Genomic DNA, 23,285 nt, shown 5'->3' with positions numbered 1-23,285 from the left:
CCTTGTTCCTGCGACACAGCCACAGATAGTGTGCCCCTACCAGCACCGGGCGATCATCCGCGGCGCCGTGGCTCCGGCCATGGCGCCGCCCTGCCTGATCACCTGCTGGCTGCCGATGAACTGGTAGCTTACCCGGATGGAGGTGATCCCCATGCGAACCAGCGCGTCTTTCTCGCCGGGGAACTCACCGGCCGCAAACGTGCGATGCCCGCTGGCGAACTCACGGAGGAAGTCCGGGAATGCCTGGGGGCCGGCATATCGTTTTGTGAGCACCTGGTCGCCCGCCTCAATCTGGAAGATCACGTCGCCGCAACTGTCGGGCGACCAGTAGAAGGTCTTGCCCACGGGAAAGTTGTGGTTCACGAGTGCCTGGGCTTGCCCGGCGCACTGGAGCTCCAGTCTCGTGCCGTGCGGCTTGATCCTGGCCTCGGGGTTCGCGTCGGTGGGAAGTCCCTTGATGACTACGGTGTAGTTTGCTTGTCGGCCGGACATCATGGCATTGAGCTGTGCCCCTTTGCCCAAAAAGGCGAAGAGGGGTCCCTCCAGCGGCAGCGCCCCGCCCAGTGCCTGCCGGGGGGCGTACCCCGCTGCCGTGCCCCGGACAAAGGGGGCGGCAGGGCCCTTCACGAAGCGCAAGGCAAGGCCGTCGGGGCCCAGCAGCATCGGGCCAGCCTGTTGGGGGGGGAGCCCCAGGGTGGGGGCCAGCACCTGCTCCTCCCAGAGGGTCTGGAGCTGGCAGCCGGCTTCGCGCCTGACATATCCCCAGAGGAAATCGAGGGGGCCGGTGACGAGGCGCCAGAAGGCGTCGTCGGCACCGGTGCCGGCGATGTCCCGCTTCAGCCGTGCGGCCGCATTCCAGGCGGCATTGAATGGGGTTTTCCCTGTGCCAGGATCATCGGTGAAGGTCTGGGATGCCAGTTGGAAGGCCTGCTGCCGCGATGATGCGGCCGGAGCGATGGCCGCCAGGGCAGCCTGGTATTCCTGCCAGCTGCGCGCGGCCATGAGGGGCGGATCAATGGCGCTGGCCGCAGCCTCGTTTCCCAGCCTCCTGCGGATGGAGGCCATGAGGCGCCGGCTTTCTCCGGTGACACGGGTTGCCGTATCGGGAGCGGAGACGGCGCCTCCGGCCCGCGCAACCTGGAACGCGAAGAGCTGTGCCGCAAAAGAAGGAACTCCTGCCGTGCCCGCCAGGGGGTGCAGCTCCCGGGACATCCGGTTGATGAACGCGAAGTACGGACCGTGCTCGGTCGCCATCCGCGCAGCGGCCTGCTGCCACTCGCCGCTGCCCCGCAGCCTCTGGGCGCCGCGGGGGAAAGATGCCGCGAATTCCTGCCACACCTGGATGCACCGGGTCCGGTACCACGGGATGAATCCTTCACATGCCTTCGCCAGAAGGCGAGAGTCGCCCACCGCGGCTTCCAGTTCGCGCATGAGGCCGTCGATCCGGTCTTTGCCCTTGCCGGTGAAGGACGGGGCGATCGTCGGTTCATCCGGCACCGGTACGCTTCCTCCCCAAAATTCAGCCAGGGTTACGGGTGACAGGCCTCCATGGAGGTCGACCCAGGGGGCGAGCCAGGAGAGGCTGCCGGTTTTGAGCGAGAGGGCCCGCCTGAGCCAGCCCTGGAGCTGGGCCGCCTCGCGGGCCACATCGGGAGAGTCGGATCGCCATGCAAGGTAGTGGAGATAGAGCTCCCCGAACCGCTTGTGCGCGTCGGCGACCGACGGGGTTTCAGCGGCCATGAACGACAGGGCCGCCGGCTGCGGGAGGGCGCGCAGATCATCGAGTCCCCTGCCTGCCCGGCTGGCGGTAAGGATGTTGATCCGCCGCGTCAGGTGGATGGCGTACCGGGCAAAGAGTTCGTCCGGCGTGGCCGCGGAGAGACCGTTCACCCCTTCGGCCAGGTGGCGGTCATAGGGGGCGAGAAAACCATCCCGGAACTGGTTGCAGAACTTGTCCTTGAGAACGGCTTCCACCCGCCGGCTTTCATTAAGTCCGAACCGGGGCAACCACCAGGCGCGGTTCTGTTCTTCCACGCGCAGAATCCCCTGTCGAAGGCTCTCCAGGACCAGGAGATTATTCACCGGATCAGCATTGATGGTCGGCGTCCGTTCGAACTGGCGCGATACCTCTCGAATGGTGGCCATGTTCTTCACGAAGGAGAATGACAGGAGGCCGCACAGGGCCAGCCCCACCAGCAGCCAGGAGAGGAGCCCGAGGTTGCCGGTGACGGTGCGCCACTGGACAGACCGGTGTGTCGGGGCCAGGAGTGCCCGGTCGGCGGGAAGGACCCGGGCAAAGAAGTCGTGGAGGAAAATGCCACGGCTGGTGTCGGGGAGCGGTTGTGGCCCGGCAACGGTTCCCAGTGTCCCGCTGAACCGGGAGCGGGGGCTGCCGGCCTGACGGCCGCTGGCGAAGAACACCCCCCGCAGCAGCGGGGTTTCCTGATAGGGGTTTTCGCGGAACGTCCCCTCCATGAACGCGGTGAGTCCTTCGCGGAGCCCTGCGAATTCCTCGGGGAAGAAGGCAAGAGCCGGCGTCGCGTCGCGGGCTTCGGACCGGTGGAGGATCTGGAGCCTGAGACTTCTGAGTCGCTCGGTTACCGTTTCCAGGGTACTGGCCGTGAACGAGCCTACATCGGCGGTCAGGTCGCGGTTAATCATGCCCATGGGCTGGCGTAGCGCCTTTTCCGGCAGAAGCTCGGCGAAGCAGTTCATCCCTTCGATAAGGTCGCACTTGGTAACGAGCACGTAAACCGGTACCCGCACCCCCAGGGCGCGCATCAGTTCATCCACCCGGCGGCGCATGATCCGCCCGTCCTCGGCGCTTTCCTCCCGTCCGCCGGAAAGGAGTCGGTCTGCCGCCACGGTCAGGACGAGACCGTTCAGGGGTTCGCGTCTCCGGTGCCTGACCAGCAGCGTCAGGAGCTTCTGCCATTCATCCCGGTCCCGCTCCCCGTTGACCGGCACGGCGTAACGGCCCGCCGTGTCGAGCACGACGGACTCTTCGAAGAACCACCAGTCGCAGTTGCGCGTACCGGCATCACCGGCTGACCGTCGGGAATCGGTGTAGGGAGAGGGGAGACGGGCGCTGGCAAGGCTCGTGCTCTTGCCGGAGCCGCTTTCACCGATGACCAGGTACCAGGGGAGCACGTAGAGTGGGTTGCCACGTCGCTTGAGGTGCGAGCCTCTGAGGGCTCCCACCCCTTCTTTCCACTGTTCAGCGAGCTGGTCCAGATGCGCCCGGCTTCCGTCGGACAGGGCGGAGAGGGCGTCTTTTTCCTGCTCGATTACCTCACTGATGAAGTGCCTCTCCCGGCGCCGCAGCAGTAGGGACCGCAGCAGCATGGCCCCCGCTGCGATCCCGGCAAGGAGAAGCAACAGGCAAACGGTCACCCACCAGGGCCAGTCGAGCGCCAGAACGATCCCGGCCATCAGGAATACCGTGAGCACGACGACGCTCGCCAGCAGCAGCCATTTCAGCGATTTCATCATTCGTTTGCTCATTTCAGTACGGTACCGTCCTCAGGAACGTATCACCCACGCCTGTGAGCGTGAAGCGATAGGCCAGGAACAGAATCAGGAACAAGGCCACAGGCACAGTCGCCACGGCAACCGGGAGCGCCCGGCTTCCCTGCCCGCGTCCGGGGCGGGGGGTTGCCGGCGCCGGTCCGGACGGCCATGCCTCGGGAAAGAGTTCGGTCCGTTCCAGAGAGGGAAGTCCTACCGAACTTCCCATCAGCAGCTTCAATTGGGCGGTTTTCAACTGTTCCAGGTGGTACTCGTCGCCAGGAGTGCAATACTTGCCGGTAAAGCCGAAGGCCAGGCAGAGGTAGAACACTTCCCGCACCTCCCGCTGATTTAGCCCGAGCGCCGTGAGCCTGGTGAAGAATTCCTCCCCCGCGTCGGTGGTGGCGTAGTGGATGCGCTGGAGCTGTTCCTTCAGCCAGGTGTTTTTTTCTTCCCATGATGAGGAGAGAATCGATTCGTCGATCCAGGCGCAGACGGCGAAGCGCGCCAGGTCGAATTCTTCCCGGTCGAGTCCTTCGCTGCGGGCCGCGGCATCCGCCGCTGCCATGAGCCGCTCGATTTCACGGCGGATTTCTCCGTAGGGGGGCTGTCGGACCGCAATAGTCCGGAGGGAGTGATTCAGGTAGGCCATAACGTCTGTGAAACAGTCTGTCAGATGCATGAATGGATAAACCTCTCTGCCGGACATGGCTGTGCCGACGGCTGAAGGCAGGAGCGGACCCGGCACCGATGGGTATGACGGGGCATGGGAGCGCGGCAGTGCCGTTAAGCACTCCGGATGCCGTGAGCCACCGCTCGCTGTGATGTGAAATGCCAGGAAAGGTCTGATTCCGGGTGAATCGCGCGGGCCGCCGTCCTAGCGGATGGGAAAGAGTCCGGTCTCCTCTATCATGAGAATTGCCGGGATAATAAAAACAATCACATTAGAAGTCAATAAAAATTGTGAGCGTTTTTATCGAATAACAAGGGGTTGGGCTGTTGCGGAGTGTGCGCGGCGCACGGGATGCTCACGGCCGGGAGGAGCGTATGTCCGCCAGGGCGCGTTCGATGGCGGGAATGTCACAGCCGTCGATGATCTTCTTTCCTTCATCGAGGACTACCATGGGTACGATCTCGCCGCCGAAGCGCTCGCGCCACTCCCGGAACGCGGCGCGGTCGCGGCGGATGTCGCGGCAGGTGTAGGGGATACCCTTCTCGGTGAAAAACCTTTCCACCGCATCGCAGTAAGGTCAGCCTTCGCCCACGAAGATGACCACTGAAGGGGGGCGGGATTCGGCTGTCCGACCGGGCTTGTCCGGGGCGGCATGGAGCAGTGCCGGTGTGACCGACACGGTAGCGGCAAGGACAAGCATGGCAGCGAAACTGCGGACCGTCATGACGATGCTCACGGTTGCATCCCGCCGTGGCCGGCGAAGAATGCGCCGAATGCCGCGATAACCCGTTCCACGTCCGAAGAGGTCACGTCCAGGTGGGTGACGAGACGGATACTTTCCCGGCCGGAGATGAGGATTCCCTGTTCGTTTAGAAACGAGGCGAGCCGGTCCGCCGTCCGGAGGGGGAGGCACAGGAATACCATGTTGGTCTGGACGTGGGACGGGTCGAGGCCCAGCCCCGGGATGGCGGCCAACCCCTCGGCCAGGCGGCGGGCGTTGGCATGGTCCTCGGCGAGCCGGTCCACGTTTCCGGTCAGGGCCAGGATGCCGGCGGCCGCCAGGATGCCGGCCTGGCGCATGCCTCCTCCGACCGCCTTGCGCCACCGGCGGGCCGTGGCGACGAACTCCCTGCTCCCGCAGAGCAGCGACCCCGCTGGGGCGCCGAGCCCCTTGGAGAGGCAGACCGACACCGAATCCACGTGGCCGGCGATCTCGCGGACCGGTACGCCGAGCTTCACGGCGGCATTGAAGATGCGGGCGCCGTCCATGTGCAGGCCAAGGCCTTGCTCATTGCAGAGCCGTCTGGCGCGTGCCAGGTAGTCCAGGGGAAGAACCCGCCCGGCATGGGTGTTTTCCAGGCAGAGGAGCCGGGTGCGGGCGAAGTGGAGGTCGTCCGGCTTGATGGCGGCGGCCACGGCTGAGAGGTCGAGGGTCCCGTCGGGTTCCACCTCCAGGGGTTGGGGCTGGATGCCCCCCAGGGCGGCGGCGCCGCCCCCTTCGTAGCGATAGCAGTGGGCGGTCTGGCCGGCGATGTATTCGTCACCCCGCCGGCAGTGGGTCAGGAGGGCCAGGAGGTTGGCCTGGGTGCCGCTGGCGGTGAACAGGGCCGCTTCCGTGCCGAGTGTCGCGGCGCCCAGTTCCTCCAGCCGGTTCACGGTCGGGTCTTCGCCATAGACGTCGTCCCCCACCTCGGCTCCCGCCATGGCGGCGCGCATGGCAGAGCTCGGCCGGGTAACGGTGTCGCTGCGCAGATCAATGATGTTCATGGATTCCTCGTGGGGGAGTAGCGCGTGCACGTCGGCCTACCAGTGGCAGCTGCCGCCTCCCCGCTTTTCCAGGTAGTGCTGGTGGTATTCCTCGGCCCACCAGAAGGTGGCCGCCGGAACGATCTCGGTGACGATGGGGCGGGCATGGCGACCGGACTGCTGTTCATGCTCCAGGGATGCCCGGGCCGCCCGCTCCTGCTCCGGCGAGTGGTAAAAGATGACGGAGCGGTAGTTGGTGCCGATGTCGGGGCCCTGCCGGTTGAGCTGGGTCGGGTCGTGGCAGTCCCAGAAGATCCGCAGCAGGTGGTCATAGGTGACGTCGGCGGGGTCAAAGGTCACCTCCACCACCTCGGCGTGGCCGGTGGTCTTGGAGCAGACCTCCTCGTAGGTGGGGTGTTCCTTCCATCCTCCCATGTATCCGGCCAGGGTGGATACAACCCCCGGCACGCGGCGGAATTCCTCTTCCACATGCCAGAAACAGCCGGCCCCGAAGGTAGCCTTCTCAAGACTCGTTTTCTCTCCCATGGCATACACCTCCCTGCCTGAAAAGAGTAACACAGTGCGCAATGGTTGTCCCTGCGCGTACCATACGCGCCGCCACGGCAAAAATCAAGGCGGCGCAGGCAGGCTTGGCCGCCCGCGACCGGTCGCCGCAGCCAGCCAGCCGAGGCGGTCCAGAAGGCGGGCAAGCTCCCGGTCCGGCGGGGCGGCAATGGTCAGGATTTCGCCGTTTGCAGGGTGAGGCAGCGAAAGCTCCGCGGCATGGAGCAGGAGCCGGCCACAGCCGAGCTCTTGCCGGAAGAATCGGTTGTGGCGCCCTTCGCCGTAGGTGGTGTCGCCGATGATCGGGTGAAAGATGTGCTTCATGTGGCGCCGCAACTGGTGGCGGCGGCCGGTGCGGGGTCTGAGTTCCGCGAGCGAGTAGCGGGAGGTGGCATGGCGCCCCGTTGCCACGGGCAGTTCCGCTTCAGCGAGTCGCCGGAAGGCGGTTACCGCCGGCTGAGGCGCTGCCGGTGAGCTCTTCGCACTGTCCAGCCGGTCCGGTTCTTCGCTCAGGGAGTGGTCGATGATTCCCTCCGGCGGGACAATCCCCCGGGTGACCGCCAGGTAGGTCTTGTCCACCAGTCCGCCGGCGAAGGCATCGCCGAGCGAGCGGGCCGTTGCCGGGTCCAGGGCGAACACCAGGACGCCGGAGGTAGGCTTGTCGAGGCGATGAACGGGATAGACCCGGCGGCCGAGGAGGTCGCGCACCTCCTGGAGGGCGAAACGGGTCTCATGGCGGTCGATGGGGCTGCGGTGCACCAGGAGCCCGGCCGGCTTGTGCACGGCCACCAGGTAGTCGTCGCGAAACAGGATCTCCACGGCGCTCATCCCCGTGCCTTGCCGAGGAGGGCCAGGAACTGCATCACGAGCCGGTAGGTGATCCCCCACAGGACCGGCTTCCCTGGCACGGGAAGGATGATGGCCGGTCGCTCGAAGATTTCGCCGCCGAAGCGGACCGGCGCAGTCACGTGGCGGGCGGGATCGCGCAGTGCCTCCAGGGAGATCCAGAAGGCGTCGCGGACCTCGCCGCCCGGATGAAGGGAAAGCGCTCCGGTCACGCCGTAGACGAAGCAGGACACCCGGATCGGCAGGTGGGCCCCCTCGATATCGGCAAGCCGGCCCAACAGGCGGGCCGAGGCCAGGTCGACGCCCAGTTCCTCCCGGGTTTCCCGTTCGGCGGCGGCGCGGGGCCCGGCATCGCCCGCCTCCACCTTGCCGCCCGGAAACCCCAGGTCGCCGGACCAGGGATCGCCATGATGGGGAGAGCGCTCGATGAAGAGGACCGACACCCCGCTGGCGTCCCGGCGCAAGATCAGTGCCACGGCTGCAGGGGTATAGGCGGGGGCGGGCTGCCGGTTTTCCCCTCCGGCGTCCTTCAGGGTGCGTTCGATCTCGTCAAGGGTCGGGTTCGTCATGGGGATTTCCTGGGGGCAAAGGTCTGGGTGGCTCGCGAATGTTGTTTTTTCCGGCATGTTCGTATAGCATGAAAGGGCATTAAGCACCTTTTTTCGTTTAGAGGAATCCTGCCATGGAGCATCCCCCCTTTTCGCTTGCCGGCAGCATCGGCATCACCCCCCTCGTTGAGCTGCGCCACCTGAACCCGAATCCGCGGGTCCGTATCCTGGCCAAATTGGAGGGGAACAACGTGGGCGGTTCCGTCAAGGACCGTCCGGCTCTCTACATGCTTGCCAAGGCGGAGGAGTCCGGCGAGCTGGTGCCGGAGAAGACCATCCTGGAGCCGACCTCCGGCAACACCGGCATCGCCCTGGCCATGCTCGGCACGGTCAAGGGATACCGGGTCAAGCTCGTGATGCCCGCCTGCGTGAGCCTGGAACGGCGCGCCGTGCTGGAGGCCTATGGCGCCGAGCTGGTCCTCTCTCCCCACGACGAGGCCACCGACGGTGCCATCCGGCTGGCCCACCGCATCCTGGAGGAGGAGCCGGACCGCTACTATATGCCCAATCAGTATGCCAATCCCAACAATCCCCTGGCCCACTACGAGACCACTGCGCCGGAGATTTTCCGCGACACCGGCGGCGCCGTCGACTTCTTCGTGGCCGGCATGGGGACGGGCGGCACCCTGATGGGAACGAGCCGCTATTTCCGGGAGAAGAAGCCTTCCGTGCGCATCGTGGGTGTGGAGCCCCGGCTGGGTCACAAGGTGCAGGGGCTCAAGAACATGCAGGAAGCCATCGTGCCTCCCATCTACCACCCCGAGGCCCTGGACCTGAAGCTGACGGTCCATGACGAGCCGGCCTTTGACACGGCCCGAGAGCTGGCCGCCCGCGAGGGCCTTTTCGTGGGGATGTCCAGCGGCGCCGCCGTGGCGGGCGCCGTCCAGGTGGCGCGGGATGCCCCGGCTGGCAGCACCATCGTGGTGCTCCTGCCGGACCGGGGAGACCGCTATCTCAGCACGGTCCTGTTCCGGTCGGTTTGCGGCAAGTGCCCTCCCTGAGAGGCGCATGTGCCTGATGTTGCACCACCAGCCCGCATCCCGCGGGCTTTTTCATGTCCGCTACCAGCTGCCGAGCGAGGTGAGGAATTCCAGCAGGCAGTCGTTGAAGGCCCCCGGGTGCTCCAGGTTGGCCAGATGCCCCGCCTCGGGCACGATGCAGAACCGGCATCCCGGAACGCCGGCGGCAATGGCCCGGGAGAATTCGGCCGGGATGGCCCGGTCATCTTCGGCCCCGATGGCCAGTGCCGGCACCCGGAAGCGGTCCAGAAGCGCGCCGTAGTCCGTGCGCTCCCGCATGGCCAGGAGCCCGCCCGCAAGCCCCCGCGAATCGGTGGCGCTCATCCATCCGTAGACCTCCTCAACCAGTTTCGGCCGCTCCGTGAGGTTCTGCTCGGCAAAGAGGACTTCCACAAACGCGTCCGCCACCAGTTGAGGCCCGAACTTCATCACCTCCTGGGCCAGGTGCAGCCGCCGGGCCTTGCCCGCCTCATCGTCGGCCGGCGCCCGGGTCACGATGAAGCACGCCCCGGCAACCCGCTCCGGGTAGCGTTCCAGCAGGTTCATGAGGACGTAGCCTCCCATGGACATCCCGCCGATGACTGCCTGCCCGATCGACAGATGATCCATGAGCGCAACAATGTCGTCGGCGAATATCTCCATTGAGTAAGGTCCGTCCGGGGCATCCGATTCGCCGAAGCCCCGCAGGTCTGGGGTCACGAGGCGAAAGCCGGCGCCGGTCACTGCCTGGATCTGGGGATGCCACATCTTTCTCTGCAGGGGAAAGCCGTGGATCAGGATCAGGGGCGGACCGCTGCCCTGGTCGTCATAGGCGAGGGAGATGCCGTTCACGAGTGCCTGCATGGAGGAGTCTCCTTTCAATCGTCATTGGATCAATGGGAAAACCATATACCATGCGCCGTCACGGGGCAACAACCTCGATGGCTGGGCAAAAAAAAGCCCGCAGAAGCGGGCTATTGCAGGCAGTTTTGTAACACTCTGATATGCGAGTCAGGCGTGGGGTCAGCCGTTGCGCGAGATTTCCTCCAGATTGCCGGCAATGACCGAGGCGGTGGCTGCCTGTTCCTCGGAGGCAGTGGCAATCTGGGTGATGACGTTCTTGATCTCCTCGATGGCCTGAACGATGGTCACCAGCGACGATTCCGCCTGGAGCGAGAGGCTTTCGCTCACTTCGGCCTCCTGCTTGGCGTTCTCGATGGAACCCACGGCCTGGCGGGTTTCCCGCTGGATTTCGGCTACCATGGCGTTGATCTGCTTGGTGGAGTTCATGGTCTTGACCGCCAGGTTGCGGACCTCATCGGCCACCACGGCGAAGCCACGCCCCTGTTCGCCGGCGCGGGCCGCCTCGATGGCGGCGTTGAGAGCCAGGAGGTTTGTCTGGTCGGCGATTTCATTGATGACGTTGATGATCTCGCCGATCTTCTCCGATTTGCCCCCCAGCGAGTCGACGATGGCGGCTGAATCGCGGACGATCTGGGCTACCTTCTGCATCTCCTGGACCGACCGGTTGACGATTTCCTGACCCTCGTGGGCGTTCTGGGCAACCTGGACCGCCGAGTCGGAGGCGTTCGAGGTGTTGCGGGCCACCTCGGTCACGGTCATGCTCATCTCTTCCATGGCCGTGGCGATCTGGGCCACCCGCTCCTCCAGATATTCCTTGCGCTGCAGTTCCTGCCGGTTGCGCTCCACTACTTCCTTTTCGGCGGTGATGTCGTCCCAGCATGCCATGTAGTATTTGACCCTGCCGTGATTCTTCTTGTCCCAGATGGGGAAGGCCGTGGTGCGGAGCGTTATTCCCCCGATGGGGATTTCGGCCGAATGGGGCATCTCGCCCGGTTTGCCCAGGATCATGCGTACGCGGTTCGGGTCCTTGTGGAACTGGTGAATGGAATGGTCCATGGCTGCTGCCACGTCGGCCCCGCGCAGGCCGGCGTTCAGGTCGCCACGGTATTTTGCCAGCAGCTCCCGCGCCGCCTTGTTCATGTAGAAGATAGTATTCTCAGGGGTTGCATCGCAGAGCATCACAATGTTTTTCACATTTTCAAGCATCTGCTTGAGCACATCCAGTTCGGCGTCTTTTTCCTCCAACTGCTTCTTCATCCCCGATGCAAAAAACACAGTAGTACCTCCTTTGGACGGAAACCCTCATACGGTTTGGCACTGAACCACTACTAATCTACATCGGCAACCAAAGCAGATTCTTTATGGAAAAGTGCATTTTTTTACGGGCAATGCCGGTGCCGTCAGGTGACGGATGTGAATGTTCAAGCTGTTGACTTGAGTCAAACCATCCGCGCCAATGATTTGTATTCTAACTATCAACCGCAGGCACTCGCGGCAGGCCGACCGGGGCGCCGCACCCAATAGGAGAATGGAATGGGAATCTCATTGTCACGACAGGTCCTGGCAACCACGCTCGTCGTCGGTATTGCGGGAGCGGCGATGGCGGCGTTCGCGCTGGTGGGCCCGCCCCGCCTGCTGGAGCACTCGGAGTCGCCGGCATTCTGCGCCGGGTGTCACGTGATGGGCGAGCAGCACGAGGCTTGGAGCCACGCCGGCGCCCACCGGAGGATCAGGTGCGTGGACTGCCATCTTCCCAACGGCAATCCGGTGGCGCACTACGTCTGGAAGTCCATCGACGGCATGAAGGATGTGGTGGCCTTCTATTCGGGCCATGTCCCCGATCCGATCAAACTGTCGTCCCATGGGGCAAAAGTCGTCCAGCAGAACTGTGTCCGGTGCCACGAGGCAACGGTGACCACCATGGACCGGACCCGCCAGTGCTGGGGCTGCCACCGGCAGTTGCGGCACAAGCTGACCGGCGCCATGGCCACCCGGTGACGGGTCGCCGCAGAACATGCACTTACCGCAGGAGAGGAGAGCGATATGAACAAGAAAAGCATGAAGCGTTGGGCCGTTGTCACTGCCCTGGCCGCAACGGCAGCGGTGGCGGCGGCCGGAGCCGGCTGTGCCCCCAAGAAGGTGGAACAGGCAGGCAGGGCCGTCATACCCGACGGCACCATCGACCCGGCCGAATGGGGGAAGGCCTACCCGGTCCACTACGATCTCTGGAAAAAGACCGAAGAGCCCACCGTGGCGGGCAAGAGCCGGTACAAGAAAGGGTATGACGACGACGGCGTCTTCTACGACAAGCTGGACGAGTTCCCCTTCCTGGCGCTCCTCTACAACGGTTGGGGATTCGGCGTAGAGTACAAGGAGCCCAGGGGCCATGCCCACATGGTGCGGGACCAGTTCGAGGTTGACCCGGGGCGGGTCAAGGCGGGAGGCTCCTGCCTCACCTGCAAGACCCCCTATGCGCCGGCCCTGCAGCAGCGCCTCGGCAAGGACTACTTCTCCAAGCCCTACCAGGAAGTCCATGCCCAGATCCCCAAGGAGCACCAGATGCTGGGCGTGGCCTGCATCGACTGCCACAACAACGATGACCTGTCCCTGAAGATTTCGCGGGGCTTCACCCTCGGCAAGGCCCTGGAGAAGCTCGGCGTGGATCAGGCGAAGCTCTCCACCCAGGAGAAGCGGACCCTGGTCTGTGCCCAGTGCCACGTCACCTACAGCATTCCCAAGGACGAGACCATGAAGTCGACCGATGTGTTCTTCCCTTGGGACGGCAGCACCTATGGCGGCATCACCATCGAGAACATCATCGCAAAACTGCGGAGCAACCCGGCACACGGCGAGTGGACCCAAGGGGTAACCGGCTTCAAACTCGCCTTCATCCGCCACCCCGAGTTCGAGCTCTTCTCCAACAACAGTGTTCACTGGCAGGCGGGGGTCGCCTGCAGCGACTGCCACATGCCCTACACCAAGGTGGGCACTCGCAAGGTTTCCGATCACCGGGTCATGAGCCCCCTGAAGAACGATCTCAAGGCGTGCCAGCAGTGCCATGCAGAGAGCCCCGAATGGCTCCGCAACCAGGTCTACGCCATCCAGGACCGGACCATGTCCCAGTTCATCCGGGCCGGATACGCCACCGCCACCGTGGCCAGGCTCTTCGAAATGACCCACAAGGCCCGGGCCGAAGGGAAGCAGATCGACAAGGCCCTCTATGACCAGGCCAGGGATCACTACGAGGAGGCGTTCTACCGGGTGGTCTTCATCGGCGCCGAGAACTCGGTCGGGTTCCACAACCCCACCGAGGCCCTGCGGATCACGGGCGACGCCAACTCCCACGCGGGCAAGGCCGAGGCGCTCCTGCGGCAGGCCCTGACCAAGGCCGGGGTGACGGTTCCCCTGAAAGTCGATCTGGAGCTGGCCAAGTACACGAACAACCGTGGGGTGAAAAAGCTCATGTTCAAGGCCGAGCACGAAATCAAGGATCCCCTGGCGGCCAAGGAAAAATAGTCACGATGACAGCGGGGCCGGGGCCGGTATCAGTACCTGCCGGCTCCGGTACCGCTGCTGAGCGAGGCACTACCCATGAACAATCGGCAGCAGCATGCACGCATCACCCTCTGGCGCGCCCTGGTCCAGTGGGGCTTCTTCGCCTGGGTTGTCGTCATAGGCATCCGCTTCGGCGTCTTTGTCCGCCACTTCGAGACCGGCGGCGCAACCCCGCTTGTTTCCCGCCCGCCGGGCGTGGAAGGGTTCCTGCCCATCGGCGCCCTGGCCGGCACCAAGCTCTGGCTCGCCACCGGCACCATCAACCCGGTCCACCCGGCAGCCCTGGTCATCTTCCTCACCATCGTGGGCATGAGCCTTGTGGCGAAGAAGTCGTTCTGCTCCTGGCTCTGCCCGGTGGGGACCCTGTCGGAGGCGGCCTGGAAGCTGGGACAACGGCTCTTTGGCCGCAATTTCCGGGTCTGGCCCCGGCTCGATTGGGTCCTGCGGGGGGCGAAGTACCTGCTGCTCATCTTTTTCGTCAAGATCATCCTGGTCGACATGCCGGTCTTTGCCCTGGCGGCCTTTCTCGACACCCCCTACTGGGCCGTGAGCGACGTGAAGATGCTTCACTTCTTCACCAGGATGTCGGGCACCACGATAACGGTCCTCGCCGTGCTTACGGTGCTGTCGCTGCTCTACAGAAACGCCTGGTGCCGCTATCTCTGCCCCTACGGCGCGCTGCTGGGGGTGGCGAGCTTCCTGAGCCCCTTCAAGATCCGGCGTGACGCGGCCGGCTGCACCGGCTGCCGCAACTGCTCCAGGGCCTGTCCATCCGGGCTTCCGGTCCACGAGCGCGAGACGATCCGCTCCGCCGAATGCACCGGTTGTCTCACCTGCGTGGCCAACTGCCCCGAGCGGGAGGTGCTCCGCATGGCGCCACCCCTCTGGCGGCGGCCGCTCCCGGCATGGGTGTTCCCTGCCGTGGTGCTGCTCCTCTTCGCCGCCGGCATCGGCACCGGCATGGCCACCGGCGCCTGGCAGAGCTCACTTACCTATGAGGATTACCGGCAGCTCATCCCCATGGTGCCGTACCTGAGCCACTGAGGGGGATGCGAGGGGCTTGACCCCCGTCCACGACGGGGTACCTTATATCATCAAACATGGAAGAACAGGAGGTGTCGCATGGCTGACGATACGAACGATGTCCTGTACCGCCTGATTGCCGAGGGAGTTCCCGATGCCGTTGTCTATGCCGACCGGGAAGGGATCATCCGGCTCTGGAGCCCCGGGGCCGAACGGATGTTCGGCTTTGCCGCAGCCGACGCGGTGGGGCAGTCTCTGGACCTCATCATCCCCGAGAACCTCCGGGCCCGTCACTGGGAGGGGTACCGCCGGGTCATGGACACAGGCACGACCCGCTACGGCACCAAGCTGCTCACGGCACCTGCCCTGCGCGCCGACGGCAGCCGCCTGTCCACCGAGTTCTCCATGGCGCTCGTGCGCGACGGGGTCGGTGACATGGCCGGCAGCGGCGCCGTGATTCGTGACGTGACCGAACGCTGGCTGAAGGAAAAGGATATGAAAGAGCGCCTGGCTGAGCTGGAACGGTGCTGCGGCGCGGACCGGCCCGGCCGGTAGCGCTTTGGCGCGAAAGGAAAAGAACGGCATGGAGTATTTCATCGCAGGACAGGCCCTCTGCTGGGGGCTCGTTGCGGCGGCCGCCCTGCTCTGGAAAAGGGAGTGAGGCAGTCTCCACCCATTACAACCACGTAAAGGAGAACCTGAACCATGAACAAGAAGACCATCGTTATCCCCGCCCTTTATCTGGCCCTTCTATCCGCCGGGGTCACCCTGTCCGCCGGCAGTGCCCGGGCTCACTGCGATACCCTGGACGGCCCGGTCGTCCAGGATGCCCGCATCGCCCTGGAGAAGAACGACGTGACCCCGGTCCTCAAGTGGGTTAGGGAGAAGGACGAAGCGAAGATTCGCAGTTCCTTCAAGGACGTCGTGGCAGCGGCGAAGAAGGGGGCAAAGGCGAAGGAGGCGGCCGAGCACCGCTTTTTCACATCTCTCGTGAAGGTCCACCGGGCCGCGGAAGGAGCACCCTTCACCGGACTCAAGCCCGCCGGGACGGTGGAGCCCGCGGTGGCGGCGGCCGACAGCGCCCTGGCGTCGGGTTCATCGGCCGAACTCGTGAAGATCGTCACCGATGCGGTTGCCGCCGGTATCCGCGAGCGCTTCGACCGGGTTGCCGAGGCGAAGAAGCACAAGGACGAGAGCGTGGCCGCCGGCCGGAAGTACGTGGCGGCCTACGTGGAGTACACCCACTACGTGGAGCGCCTCCATCGGGACGCGGAGGGGCACGCCGCCCACCACGGCGGCCCGGACGGGACGAAGGCGCCCCACGGCCACGGCGATGCCCATGCGAGCCACGGCCACTGATCGCGCCGTTCATTGATCCAGGCATGGAGGCCGTGCGCGCTTGAAAAAACGGATCACCCGGTTACCCGGCAAGATGAAAGGGCAGGGGAGGAACAGGGAGCGTCCTCCCCTGTCGTTCAAATACGCCCTGTGGGGGTGTGCGAGCGGGATGGCAGGGGTCCTTGCCATTATGGCGGTGACCCGCATGGCGGGCCATCCCCTGCTGATCGGCTCCTTCGGCGCATCGGCGGTGCTTTTGTTCGGGGCCGCCGAATCCCCCTTCGCTCAGCCCCGCAACCTGGTGGGGGGACACCTGGTTTCCGCCGTTGCCGCGGTGGCGGTGACGGCCTGGCTCGAGTCCGGTCCCGTTGCCGTCGCCCTGGCAGTGGGGGCGGCTACCCTTCTCATGTACCTCACCCGCACCATCCATCCACCCGGTGGCGCCACTGCCCTGATCGGCGTCCAGGGGCACGCCGGGCTCTCCTTTCTCGTGGACCCGGTGCTGACCGGTGCGCTGATCCTGCTGACAGTGGCCCTCTTCACCAACAATATCGTCCATCACCGGCACTATCCGGAGCAGTGGTGGTAGGGAGGCCGGCCCGATAAAATAAACTTGCCCGTATACCCCGGTTCCGGTAAGCTCAACCGCAACACCCCGCCGTTTCTCCCGCCATCATCCGGCCGGCGTTTTCGGAGTTGCGCGTCATCGATGGACAGCCCGCCCCTCTATAACAGCAGGATCTTCGATACCTATCTGAAGCTCCTCACAAAACGGTATCCCCATGTTCGGACCGATGAGGTGCTCAGCTATGCCGGCATGTCTGAGCACGAAGTCGCGGACCCCGGCCAGTGGTTCACCCAGCAGCAGGCGGATCGCTTTCACGAGGTGCTCACGCGGGTGACCGGCAACCCCGGCATCGCGCGGGAGGCAGGCCGTTTCGCCGCATCGCCCGAGGCGCTCGGCCTCGTACGACAGTACGTCCTCGGGCTGGTGGGGCCTGCCCTCGGCTATTCCCTCCTCAACCGCGCGGCAGCCCTCTTCACCCGGTCGTCGACGTTCGAGTCCCGGAAGATCGGGGACAACAGGATCGAGGTCACGGTTCGCTTCAGGCCGGGGGTGAGTGAGCGGGCGTACCAATGCGCCAATCGCACGGGATTCCTCGAGGCGCTTGTTGTTATCTTCAGCCGGTGTCTTCCGGAAATCAAGCATCCCGAGTGCATTTTCCAGGGCGGAGGAGTCTGCCGTTACATAATTTCCTGGCCCAGGGGGCATGCCGATCTCTGGCGGACGGTGCGCCGCTGGGGGCTCCTCGGCGGGACGGTCCTCGGGCTTGCCACTCTTCTCCTGAGCCCCTCTCTGTTCCCCGTTGTGGCAGCGGTGGCCATTCCCCTGGTCCTGCTGTTTTTTCTTGCCGCCGAGCGGGCCGAGAACAAGGATTTGAGCGCGGCCGTCGACAACCTGCGGGATTCTACCGAAAAGCTGCTCGGCCAGTCTCAGTCAAACAGCGACAATGCGCTGCTCGTGAGTGAAATCGGGCAGGTGGTCAGCAGTAAGAGCGATATTGAGCACATTCTGACCGCTATTGCCGTCCTACTGGAGAAGCGGCTCGACTACGACCGGGGCGTGATCATGATGGCCGATGCCGGCGGGAGCGCTCTCAGGGTGCTGGCCAGCTACGGGTTCGACGAGGCGGGTCGGCGGGTCATGCACGAAACGCCCATTGCGCTGGACGGCGTCGGTCCCCGCGGCGTCGTGGCCGCTTCGTTCCTCGACCAGAAGCCATTCCTGGTGAACGACCTTGATGAGATTAATCATCTCATCCCGCCGCTGCATCGGGAGTTGGGCCGCCGGCTGGGCATTCGTTCCTTCATCAGCTGCCCCATTGTTTGCGAGGGGCAATCCCTCGGCGTACTGGCGGTGGATACGATACGCACCGGCAGGCCGCTGCTCCAGAGCGACCTGAGCCTCCTTATGGGGATTGCGCCGGTGATCGGCATCAGCATCCACAACGCCGAGCACCTGGCCCGGGAACAGCGGCAGGCCGCCCTGCTGGAGGTTGCCAACCGGGAGTTGGAGGCGTTCTGCTATACCGTTGCCCATGACCTCCGGGCACCACTCCGGGCCATCAACGGCTATTGCGCCGTCATCCGCGAGGAGTGCGGCGACCGCCTCCCGCCGCCCTCGCCCGTTTACTTCTCCCGGATCGGTGCGGCAGCGGTGCGGATGGGGGAGTTGATCGACGATCTGCTTGCTCTGTACCGGGTAACCCGCAGCGAACTGGTATGGGAGGAGATTGATCTGAGCGCTCTTGTGGGTGAAGTGGCGGAAGAGTTGCAGCAGCGGGAGACAGCCCGCTTGGTGGAGTTTGCCATTGCCGCCGGCGTCACTGTTCGGGGAGATCGGAAGTTGCTGCGGATCGCCCTGGAAAACCTGCTGGGCAATGCCTTGAAGTACACCGGCATGCGCCCCCGGGCACTCATCGAATTCGGCACGGCAGAGATAGACGGTGTTCCAGCCTGTTTTATCCGGGACAATGGCACCGGTTTCAACATGCGGTATGTCGACAAGTTATTCCGGCCCTTCCAACGGCTCCACCGGGACGATGAATTCGAGGGGACCGGTATCGGCTTGGCTACCGTGCACAGGATCGTGAACCGTCACGGCGGACGGATCTGGGCCGAAGCCGAAGAGGGCAGGGGCGCCGTGTTCTACATTGCCCTTTGACTCGTTACCCGTCGTCCCCGTACAATCCGCGCATGGACAATGCTCTCCTCTCCGACGTGACCGGCGTGATCCTCGTGGGCGGCCGGAGCAGCCGCATGGGACGGGACAAGGCTCTCCTTTCCCTGGGTGGGGCGCCTCTCGTGGCGCGGGTGATCGAAGCCTTCCGCCGGGTTTTTGCCCGGACCGTGTTGGTGGGCGACCGTGGGGAGCGCTTTCGGGCGTTCGGTGTAGAGGTGATCTCCGATATTCACCCCGGCAGCGCCCTTGGTGGTCTCTACACGGGTCTCGCCCGGGCGGGGACGCCGTACGTGTTCGTTGCGGCATGTGACGTGCCGTGGCCCGATTCCCGGGTAATCGCGCACCTTTGCTCCCTGCGGTCAGGTTACGACGTGGTGGTGCCGCGCACCGACGGAGGATTCGAGCCCCTCTTCGCCGTGTACGGCACGGGTTGTCTTCCGGCGGTGGAACGGATGCTGCGGCAGGGAAACTGCCGAATCTACGATTTCTACCCCGAGGTGCGGACCCGTCAGGTGACGATGGCGGAACTGGCCGGTCTCGCTGCCCCGGAACGGACGTTCGTCAATGTCAATACGCCATCAGAGTTCGAGCACATCAGGCAACTGGAGGAGGCACCAATGGCCAAGGCCGTATCGTTCGTGGCAAAGTCCGGGACCGGCAAAACCACGCTTCTGGAGAAGGTCATCGCCGAGTTGAAGTCCCGCGGCTATCGGGTCGGCGCCATCAAGCACGACGCCCACCGCTTCGATATCGATCACCCGGGCAAGGACAGCTATCGCCTTACTGCTGCCGGGGCTGACACAATGCTCATCTCTTCGCCCGAAAAGCTGGCTGTGGTGAAGAAGCACGAGGTTTCTCCGCCCATTGAGGAGTTGATCGCCACCTACTTCGGCGATGTTGACATCATCATAACCGAGGGGTTCAAGAAGAGCGGCCTTCCCAAGATCGAGGTACACCGCCGGGAGCGGAGCACAACGCTGCTTTGCCGGGGCGAGCAGCATGACCCGACCCTGCTGGCGGTGGCGAGCGACGAGCCCCTGGAGCTGGACGTGCCGGTCCTGGACCTGAACGATCCGAAGCAGGTGACCGACTTCGTTGAGGAGCGGTTTCTTACGCAACGGACGTGACGGTTCCGTATACACCCTCCTCTGCCACGTGTCATTCTGTTATAGTAACAAAAATGCAACACCGTATCTTTCCGCCTGGATATCCCATGGAACTCATTGACAGCTTCGGCCGCCGCATCAACTATCTCCGCCTCTCGGTCACCGACCGGTGCAATCTCCGCTGCAGTTACTGCATGCCGGCCGAGGGGGTGGAAAAGCTCGCCCATGGCGACATCCTTTCCTACGAGGACCTTTTCCGCATTGCCCGGGCCGCCGTTGCCATAGGCATCGAGAAGATCCGGATCACCGGCGGCGAACCCCTGGTCCGCAAGGGAATCGTGCCGTTCCTGGCCCGCATTGCCGCCATTGAGGGGCTTCGTCAGCTGGTCCTCACCACCAATGGCCTCCTGCTGCCGGAGATGGCGGCCGATCTGCGGAGCGCGGGTGTCCAGCGGCTCAACATCAGCCTTGACTCGCTCAGGGCCGACACATTTAGGGCTATCACCAGGACCGGCGAACTGCAACGGGTACTCGACGGCATCGCCGCCGCCGACGCGGCCGGTTTTCCTCCTCCCAAGATCAATATGGTGGTCATGCGCGGGATCAATGACGGTGAAGTGGCCGACTTTGCCCGCCTCACCATTAAACGTCCCTGCACGGTGCGTTTCATCGAGTACATGCCGGCCACGCGGGAGAACAACTGGCAGTCCCTGACCGTGCCGGGCCGGGAAATCCTCGACCGGATCTCCGCATCGTACGAGCTTGAGCCGGTGGAGAAAGGGGCCTGTGCCGGACCGTCCAGGGACTTCCGGATCCGGGGCGCTGCCGGGACACTCGGCGTGATAACCGCCGTTTCCGGGCACTTCTGCGGCGACTGTAACCGCGTCAGGGTGACCTCGACCGGCATGGCCAAGAGCTGTCTTTTCTCGGATGAAGGGTTCGACCTGCGTCCGTTCCTCGACACCGGCGACCCGATTATCCTCCAGGAGGCGCTGCGGCGGATCGTGGGGGTCAAGCCCGAGCGCCACGGCATGAGCGCGCGCAAGGCGGAGCACCAGGCGTTTTCCATGGCGAAGATCGGCGGATAACAGTGCCGGAAGCACCACAAGCGGGAGGGTCTCATGTCAGCGAGAGTAGTTGCCGTCTGTATCAGCAGGAACAAGGGGGAGCGCAAGACGCCGGTGGCGGGCGTGGAGTTGCAGGAGAACCACGGCATTGCGGGCGACGCCCATGCCGGCGACTGGCACCGCCAGGTGAGCCTCCTGGCCAAGGAGAGCATCGACAAGATGCGGGCTCTGGGGCTCGACGTGGATAGCGGCGACTTTGCCGAGAACATCACCACCGAGGGGATCGACCTGCCGGCGCTACCGGTGGGTGCGCGTTTGACGGTGGGGGAGACGCTCCTCGAAGTGACCCAGATCGGCAAGGAGTGCCACACCCGCTGTGCCATCTACTATCAGGCCGGCGACTGCGTCATGCCCAAGGAAGGCATTTTTGCCCGGGTCCTGAGGGGGGGGGCGGTGAAGCCGGGGGATGTCATCGTCCGGGTGCCCTAGCATTCCCTCCGGCCGGTTCCCGTCCGTAATCCCCTTCGCGGTGCGGCCTCTTCACGTGTCCTGCCGCTCCTGCATCCGCCGGTTTTCTTTCCCCGCCTTTCATTTCAGGGATACCCGCGGGACGTAACGCACCCGTTACGCCTTCCCCTTGACACTGACCACATATTTCAGGTAGCGCCCTTCGGGGAAGGTGACCGGGTAGGGGAAATCTTCAGGCTGGCCGGCCAGGGAGATCACCCGCACGGTGCTGCCCGCCTGGAGCGCTCCGCGGCGCAATTCCTTGAGGTAGTCGGCCATATCCACCTTCTGGTGGTTGGAGGAGGTAATCAGGAGCCCACCTTCCGCCAGCAGGGGAAGCGAAGCGGCAACAAGGTCCGAGGTGCCGCCGCGCGTGGTGAAGCGGCTTTTCGACGTGGTTGAGAAGGAAGGGGGGTCCATCAGGACGATGTCGAAACGCTCCTGCCGGCGGGCGAGTTCCGCCAGGGTGTCCATGCAGTCGCCCACAATGAATTCGTGGCGCTTGGGATTGAGGCGGTTTGCCTCGAAATGGGCCTTTGCCCAGTCGGTGTAGGTGGGAGAGGCATCCACGCTTGTCACGCGGCTCGCTCCGCCCGCCGCGGCTGCCACGGAAAAGGCGCCGGTATAGGCGAAGAGATTGAGCACCCGCTTGCCGGCGGTCCGGGCCATTAACCGGCGGCGGTTGGCGCGCTGGTCCAGAAAAAGGCCGGTGTTCAGACCCCGCTCCAGTTCGACCAGGAAGGTCAGGCCGTTTTCCCGCACGGGCAGCCGTGGCGGTGCGGATGTGCCGGCCAGGAGCCGCCCATAACGCTTGGTGTCGCTAACCGCTTCCAGTTCCCTCGTGTTGCGGGGGCGGGTTTTTTCATAGATGCCGGCCGGCTTCAGGGTCCCGGCCAGCACCCGGGTCAGTTCCGGCAGGTGCGGCCGCCACCCCCCGCAGTAAAGCTGAACCATCAGGTAGTCGCCGTAGCGGTCCACCGTGATGCCCGGCAGACCGTCCCCTTCGCCGTTCACAAGCCGGTAGGCATCGGTCTCCCCAAGGGAGACATGGGACCGCCGCAGCTCCAGGGCGTCTTCCAACCGTTGTGCCAGCCACCTCTCTCCAAGGCGGAGTCCTTTCCCTCCCAGTACCCGCGCCACAATGCGCTCGCCCGGGTCCAGCAGGGCCGTTGCGAGAAAACGCCCCGAGGCATCCACCAGTTCCACCAGATCGCCGGCCGAGCCGGCGGGCCACTTTTTCGTATAGGCGTCGGCAATGATCCAGGGATGCCCCAACTCCAGCATTCTCACCGATTCAGGGCCGACGACGCAGCGTAGAGCTCCCATCGTCTTCTCCTTGTTCCGGTGAAACAGTTAACACAGCTGCCGACGGCGGGCAACGAATTAATCGAACGGCCGCCGTTGCCGGGCCATCGCCCGCTCAGGCGTTTTCGATTCCGTCGAGCCGGAGCGCAAAGGTCAGGTCGCAACCGGCCAGGGGATGATTGCCATCCAGAACTACATGGGCGTCGGTCACCTCCACCACGAGCATGACCCGCTCGGCGCGGCCGTTGAACTCAAGGCGCAGTTTCCGACCAACCGAGATGGGACGGTCCGCGGGGAAGGAGTCCCGCCCCAGGGTCAGCATGTTTTCCGCCCGGCGCGGACCATAGGCGTCTGCGGCGGCGACCAGGATGTTCCTGGCCTCGCCCGGCCGCATGCCGATGATTTCGCGCTCCAGGGCGGGAAAGATTTCGTTTTTGCCAATGGTGAAGCGCAGCGGCGCCTCGTCGGTGGTGCTTTCGAAGATTCTGCCGTTGTCCAGGGTGCCGATGTAGTGAATAAAGACGGTGTCGCCCGATTGAGCTGTTCTCATGTCCGGGAGCTCCTTCCTGCCGGGCTGTCCCGGGTGCCTAAACTATAACCACCGGCTGCCTCGGTATGGTCTCAGTCGTGAGTGTCTTGTTCGGCTGTGCATGGTTAACTGGTTGAAAGTGCGTTGATGTCCTTGTGCGTCGAGACGCCCGGGAAGAATGAAGCAGAAATCGAACCAATGGCGTGTCCGTTGCGAATAAATGCTTGACAATGTCCTGCCGGATCGGCAACTATACGAATCATGATGAAATTGGGTTTCTACTTCTACGAGAGCTTTTACTTTTGG

Annotated in this window: 22 protein-coding genes; 11 read left to right on the top strand and 11 right to left on the bottom strand. The window is 64.3% G+C overall.

Annotated elements, in window-relative coordinates:
* Positions 1 to 36 precede the first annotated feature (36 nt).
* The 7 genes from AABA48_RS13110 to AABA48_RS13080 all read right to left on the bottom strand — a co-directional run bounded on the left by AABA48_RS13110 (position 37) and on the right by AABA48_RS13080 (position 7,905).
* Positions 37 to 3,492, bottom strand: a complete 3,456-nt coding sequence (locus tag AABA48_RS13110; RefSeq protein ID WP_286350820.1) for a type VI secretion protein IcmF/TssM N-terminal domain-containing protein — start codon at positions 3,490 to 3,492, stop codon at positions 37 to 39.
* 13 nt (positions 3,493 to 3,505) lie between these two features.
* A complete protein-coding gene (locus AABA48_RS13105; protein ID WP_286350819.1) occupies positions 3,506 to 4,189 on the bottom strand; it encodes a DotU family type IV/VI secretion system protein in 684 nt (227 codons plus the stop codon).
* A 346-nt stretch (positions 4,190 to 4,535) separates the two neighbouring features.
* Complete coding sequence (locus AABA48_RS13100) at positions 4,536 to 4,904, bottom strand: glutaredoxin family protein (protein ID WP_286352534.1); 369 nt, start codon at positions 4,902 to 4,904, stop codon at positions 4,536 to 4,538.
* Between the two features lie 8 nt (positions 4,905 to 4,912).
* Positions 4,913 to 5,947, bottom strand: coding sequence for a low-specificity L-threonine aldolase (gene ltaE, locus AABA48_RS13095; RefSeq protein ID WP_286350818.1), 1,035 nt, complete (start codon positions 5,945 to 5,947; stop codon positions 4,913 to 4,915).
* 36 nt (positions 5,948 to 5,983) lie between these two features.
* Positions 5,984 to 6,472, bottom strand: a complete 489-nt coding sequence (msrA, locus tag AABA48_RS13090; RefSeq protein ID WP_286350817.1) for a peptide-methionine (S)-S-oxide reductase MsrA — start codon at positions 6,470 to 6,472, stop codon at positions 5,984 to 5,986.
* 84 nt (positions 6,473 to 6,556) lie between these two features.
* Positions 6,557 to 7,318 (bottom strand): tRNA pseudouridine(65) synthase TruC, encoded by a 762-nt coding sequence (locus tag AABA48_RS13085; RefSeq protein WP_338270626.1) that lies wholly within the window; start codon positions 7,316 to 7,318, stop codon positions 6,557 to 6,559.
* Positions 7,315 to 7,905 carry an NUDIX hydrolase gene (locus tag AABA48_RS13080; protein ID WP_338270624.1) on the bottom strand — a complete coding sequence of 197 codons (591 nt, stop codon included), beginning with the start codon at positions 7,903 to 7,905 and terminating at the stop codon, positions 7,315 to 7,317. The genes AABA48_RS13085 and AABA48_RS13080 overlap by 4 nt, the downstream gene beginning before the upstream one ends.
* A gap of 113 nt (positions 7,906 to 8,018) precedes the next feature.
* Between AABA48_RS13080 and AABA48_RS13075 the strand changes: the two genes are divergently transcribed.
* Entirely contained in the window at positions 8,019 to 8,945 is a 927-nt protein-coding gene (locus AABA48_RS13075; RefSeq protein ID WP_039646977.1) for a PLP-dependent cysteine synthase family protein, read from the top strand.
* Between the two features lie 60 nt (positions 8,946 to 9,005).
* Here the strand turns inward: AABA48_RS13075 and AABA48_RS13070 are convergent, their stop codons facing one another.
* Both AABA48_RS13070 and AABA48_RS13065 read right to left on the bottom strand, forming a co-directional pair.
* Positions 9,006 to 9,806, bottom strand: a complete 801-nt coding sequence (locus AABA48_RS13070) for an alpha/beta fold hydrolase (protein WP_286350814.1) — start codon at positions 9,804 to 9,806, stop codon at positions 9,006 to 9,008.
* Positions 9,807 to 9,965: 159 nt separating this feature from the next.
* Complete coding sequence (locus AABA48_RS13065) at positions 9,966 to 11,081, bottom strand: methyl-accepting chemotaxis protein (protein WP_324309017.1); 1,116 nt, start codon at positions 11,079 to 11,081, stop codon at positions 9,966 to 9,968.
* Positions 11,082 to 11,339: 258 nt separating this feature from the next.
* On the opposite strand from AABA48_RS13065, the gene nrfH reads away from it, so the two are divergent.
* From nrfH to AABA48_RS13015, 10 genes are all read left to right on the top strand, one after another.
* The gene (nrfH, locus tag AABA48_RS13060; RefSeq protein ID WP_286350812.1) at positions 11,340 to 11,804 is read left to right on the top strand and encodes a cytochrome c nitrite reductase small subunit; all 465 of its coding nucleotides are present in this window, start codon (positions 11,340 to 11,342) and stop codon (positions 11,802 to 11,804) included.
* Positions 11,805 to 11,849: 45 nt separating this feature from the next.
* Positions 11,850 to 13,322, top strand: coding sequence for an ammonia-forming cytochrome c nitrite reductase subunit c552 (locus tag AABA48_RS13055; protein WP_286350811.1), 1,473 nt, complete (start codon positions 11,850 to 11,852; stop codon positions 13,320 to 13,322).
* A 75-nt stretch (positions 13,323 to 13,397) separates the two neighbouring features.
* Positions 13,398 to 14,405 carry a 4Fe-4S binding protein gene (locus tag AABA48_RS13050; RefSeq protein WP_338270618.1) on the top strand — a complete coding sequence of 336 codons (1,008 nt, stop codon included), beginning with the start codon at positions 13,398 to 13,400 and terminating at the stop codon, positions 14,403 to 14,405.
* Positions 14,406 to 14,483: 78 nt separating this feature from the next.
* Positions 14,484 to 14,939, top strand: coding sequence for a PAS domain-containing protein (locus tag AABA48_RS13045; protein ID WP_324309014.1), 456 nt, complete (start codon positions 14,484 to 14,486; stop codon positions 14,937 to 14,939).
* A gap of 150 nt (positions 14,940 to 15,089) precedes the next feature.
* On the top strand, positions 15,090 to 15,743 hold the full coding sequence (locus tag AABA48_RS13040; RefSeq protein WP_338270615.1) for a DUF6448 family protein: 654 nt from the start codon (positions 15,090 to 15,092) through the stop codon (positions 15,741 to 15,743).
* Positions 15,744 to 15,783: 40 nt separating this feature from the next.
* Entirely contained in the window at positions 15,784 to 16,311 is a 528-nt protein-coding gene (locus AABA48_RS13035) for an HPP family protein (protein ID WP_338270613.1), read from the top strand.
* Between the two features lie 120 nt (positions 16,312 to 16,431).
* Entirely contained in the window at positions 16,432 to 18,447 is a 2,016-nt protein-coding gene (locus tag AABA48_RS13030; protein WP_338270611.1) for a sensor histidine kinase, read from the top strand.
* Between the two features lie 32 nt (positions 18,448 to 18,479).
* Positions 18,480 to 19,592: a bifunctional molybdenum cofactor guanylyltransferase MobA/molybdopterin-guanine dinucleotide biosynthesis adaptor protein MobB gene (gene mobAB, locus AABA48_RS13025; RefSeq protein WP_286350805.1), complete on the top strand. Its 1,113-nt coding sequence runs from the start codon at positions 18,480 to 18,482 to the stop codon at positions 19,590 to 19,592.
* An 86-nt stretch (positions 19,593 to 19,678) separates the two neighbouring features.
* Positions 19,679 to 20,659 carry a GTP 3',8-cyclase MoaA gene (gene moaA, locus AABA48_RS13020; protein ID WP_338270608.1) on the top strand — a complete coding sequence of 327 codons (981 nt, stop codon included), beginning with the start codon at positions 19,679 to 19,681 and terminating at the stop codon, positions 20,657 to 20,659.
* Between the two features lie 33 nt (positions 20,660 to 20,692).
* Entirely contained in the window at positions 20,693 to 21,127 is a 435-nt protein-coding gene (locus tag AABA48_RS13015) for an MOSC domain-containing protein (protein ID WP_338270607.1), read from the top strand.
* 135 nt (positions 21,128 to 21,262) lie between these two features.
* Here the strand turns inward: AABA48_RS13015 and AABA48_RS13010 are convergent, their stop codons facing one another.
* Entirely contained in the window at positions 21,263 to 22,471 is a 1,209-nt protein-coding gene (locus AABA48_RS13010) for a class I SAM-dependent rRNA methyltransferase (RefSeq protein ID WP_324309011.1), read from the bottom strand.
* Positions 22,472 to 22,565: 94 nt separating this feature from the next.
* Positions 22,566 to 23,000, bottom strand: a complete 435-nt coding sequence (locus AABA48_RS13005) for an FKBP-type peptidyl-prolyl cis-trans isomerase (RefSeq protein ID WP_286350801.1) — start codon at positions 22,998 to 23,000, stop codon at positions 22,566 to 22,568.
* Between the last annotated feature and the right edge of the window lie 285 nt (positions 23,001 to 23,285).

It is taken from the genome of Geobacter sp. 60473 (genome assembly GCF_036323535.1).
GTDB classification, from domain to species: Bacteria; Desulfobacterota; Desulfuromonadia; order Geobacterales; family Geobacteraceae; genus Geobacter; species Geobacter sulfurreducens.
Note: the sequence above shows the minus strand (reverse complement) of the source record. Positions and strands in the feature narration are given on the sequence as shown.

What these genes read in the sequence shown, in the direction of transcription:
- AABA48_RS13045 (WP_324309014.1), top strand. Translation starts at nt 14,484, where the DNA reads ATGGCTGACGATACGAACGATGTCCTGTACCGCCTGATTGCCGAGGGA.
- nrfH (WP_286350812.1), top strand. Translation starts at nt 11,340, where the DNA reads ATGGGAATCTCATTGTCACGACAGGTCCTGGCAACCACGCTCGTCGTC.
- AABA48_RS13030 (WP_338270611.1), top strand. Translation starts at nt 16,432, where the DNA reads ATGGACAGCCCGCCCCTCTATAACAGCAGGATCTTCGATACCTATCTG.
- AABA48_RS13050 (WP_338270618.1), top strand. Translation starts at nt 13,398, where the DNA reads ATGAACAATCGGCAGCAGCATGCACGCATCACCCTCTGGCGCGCCCTG.
- moaA (WP_338270608.1), top strand. Translation starts at nt 19,679, where the DNA reads ATGGAACTCATTGACAGCTTCGGCCGCCGCATCAACTATCTCCGCCTC.
- mobAB (WP_286350805.1), top strand. Translation starts at nt 18,480, where the DNA reads ATGGACAATGCTCTCCTCTCCGACGTGACCGGCGTGATCCTCGTGGGC.
- AABA48_RS13055 (WP_286350811.1), top strand. Translation starts at nt 11,850, where the DNA reads ATGAACAAGAAAAGCATGAAGCGTTGGGCCGTTGTCACTGCCCTGGCC.
- AABA48_RS13015 (WP_338270607.1), top strand. Translation starts at nt 20,693, where the DNA reads ATGTCAGCGAGAGTAGTTGCCGTCTGTATCAGCAGGAACAAGGGGGAG.
- AABA48_RS13075 (WP_039646977.1), top strand. Translation starts at nt 8,019, where the DNA reads ATGGAGCATCCCCCCTTTTCGCTTGCCGGCAGCATCGGCATCACCCCC.
- AABA48_RS13105 (WP_286350819.1), bottom strand. Translation starts at nt 4,189, where the DNA reads ATGCATCTGACAGACTGTTTCACAGACGTTATGGCCTACCTGAATCAC.
- AABA48_RS13010 (WP_324309011.1), bottom strand. Translation starts at nt 22,471, where the DNA reads ATGGGAGCTCTACGCTGCGTCGTCGGCCCTGAATCGGTGAGAATGCTG.
- AABA48_RS13080 (WP_338270624.1), bottom strand. Translation starts at nt 7,905, where the DNA reads ATGACGAACCCGACCCTTGACGAGATCGAACGCACCCTGAAGGACGCC.
- AABA48_RS13040 (WP_338270615.1), top strand. Translation starts at nt 15,090, where the DNA reads ATGAACAAGAAGACCATCGTTATCCCCGCCCTTTATCTGGCCCTTCTA.
- AABA48_RS13005 (WP_286350801.1), bottom strand. Translation starts at nt 23,000, where the DNA reads ATGAGAACAGCTCAATCGGGCGACACCGTCTTTATTCACTACATCGGC.
- AABA48_RS13070 (WP_286350814.1), bottom strand. Translation starts at nt 9,806, where the DNA reads ATGCAGGCACTCGTGAACGGCATCTCCCTCGCCTATGACGACCAGGGC.
- AABA48_RS13085 (WP_338270626.1), bottom strand. Translation starts at nt 7,318, where the DNA reads ATGAGCGCCGTGGAGATCCTGTTTCGCGACGACTACCTGGTGGCCGTG.
- msrA (WP_286350817.1), bottom strand. Translation starts at nt 6,472, where the DNA reads ATGGGAGAGAAAACGAGTCTTGAGAAGGCTACCTTCGGGGCCGGCTGT.
- ltaE (WP_286350818.1), bottom strand. Translation starts at nt 5,947, where the DNA reads ATGAACATCATTGATCTGCGCAGCGACACCGTTACCCGGCCGAGCTCT.
- AABA48_RS13110 (WP_286350820.1), bottom strand. Translation starts at nt 3,492, where the DNA reads ATGATGAAATCGCTGAAATGGCTGCTGCTGGCGAGCGTCGTCGTGCTC.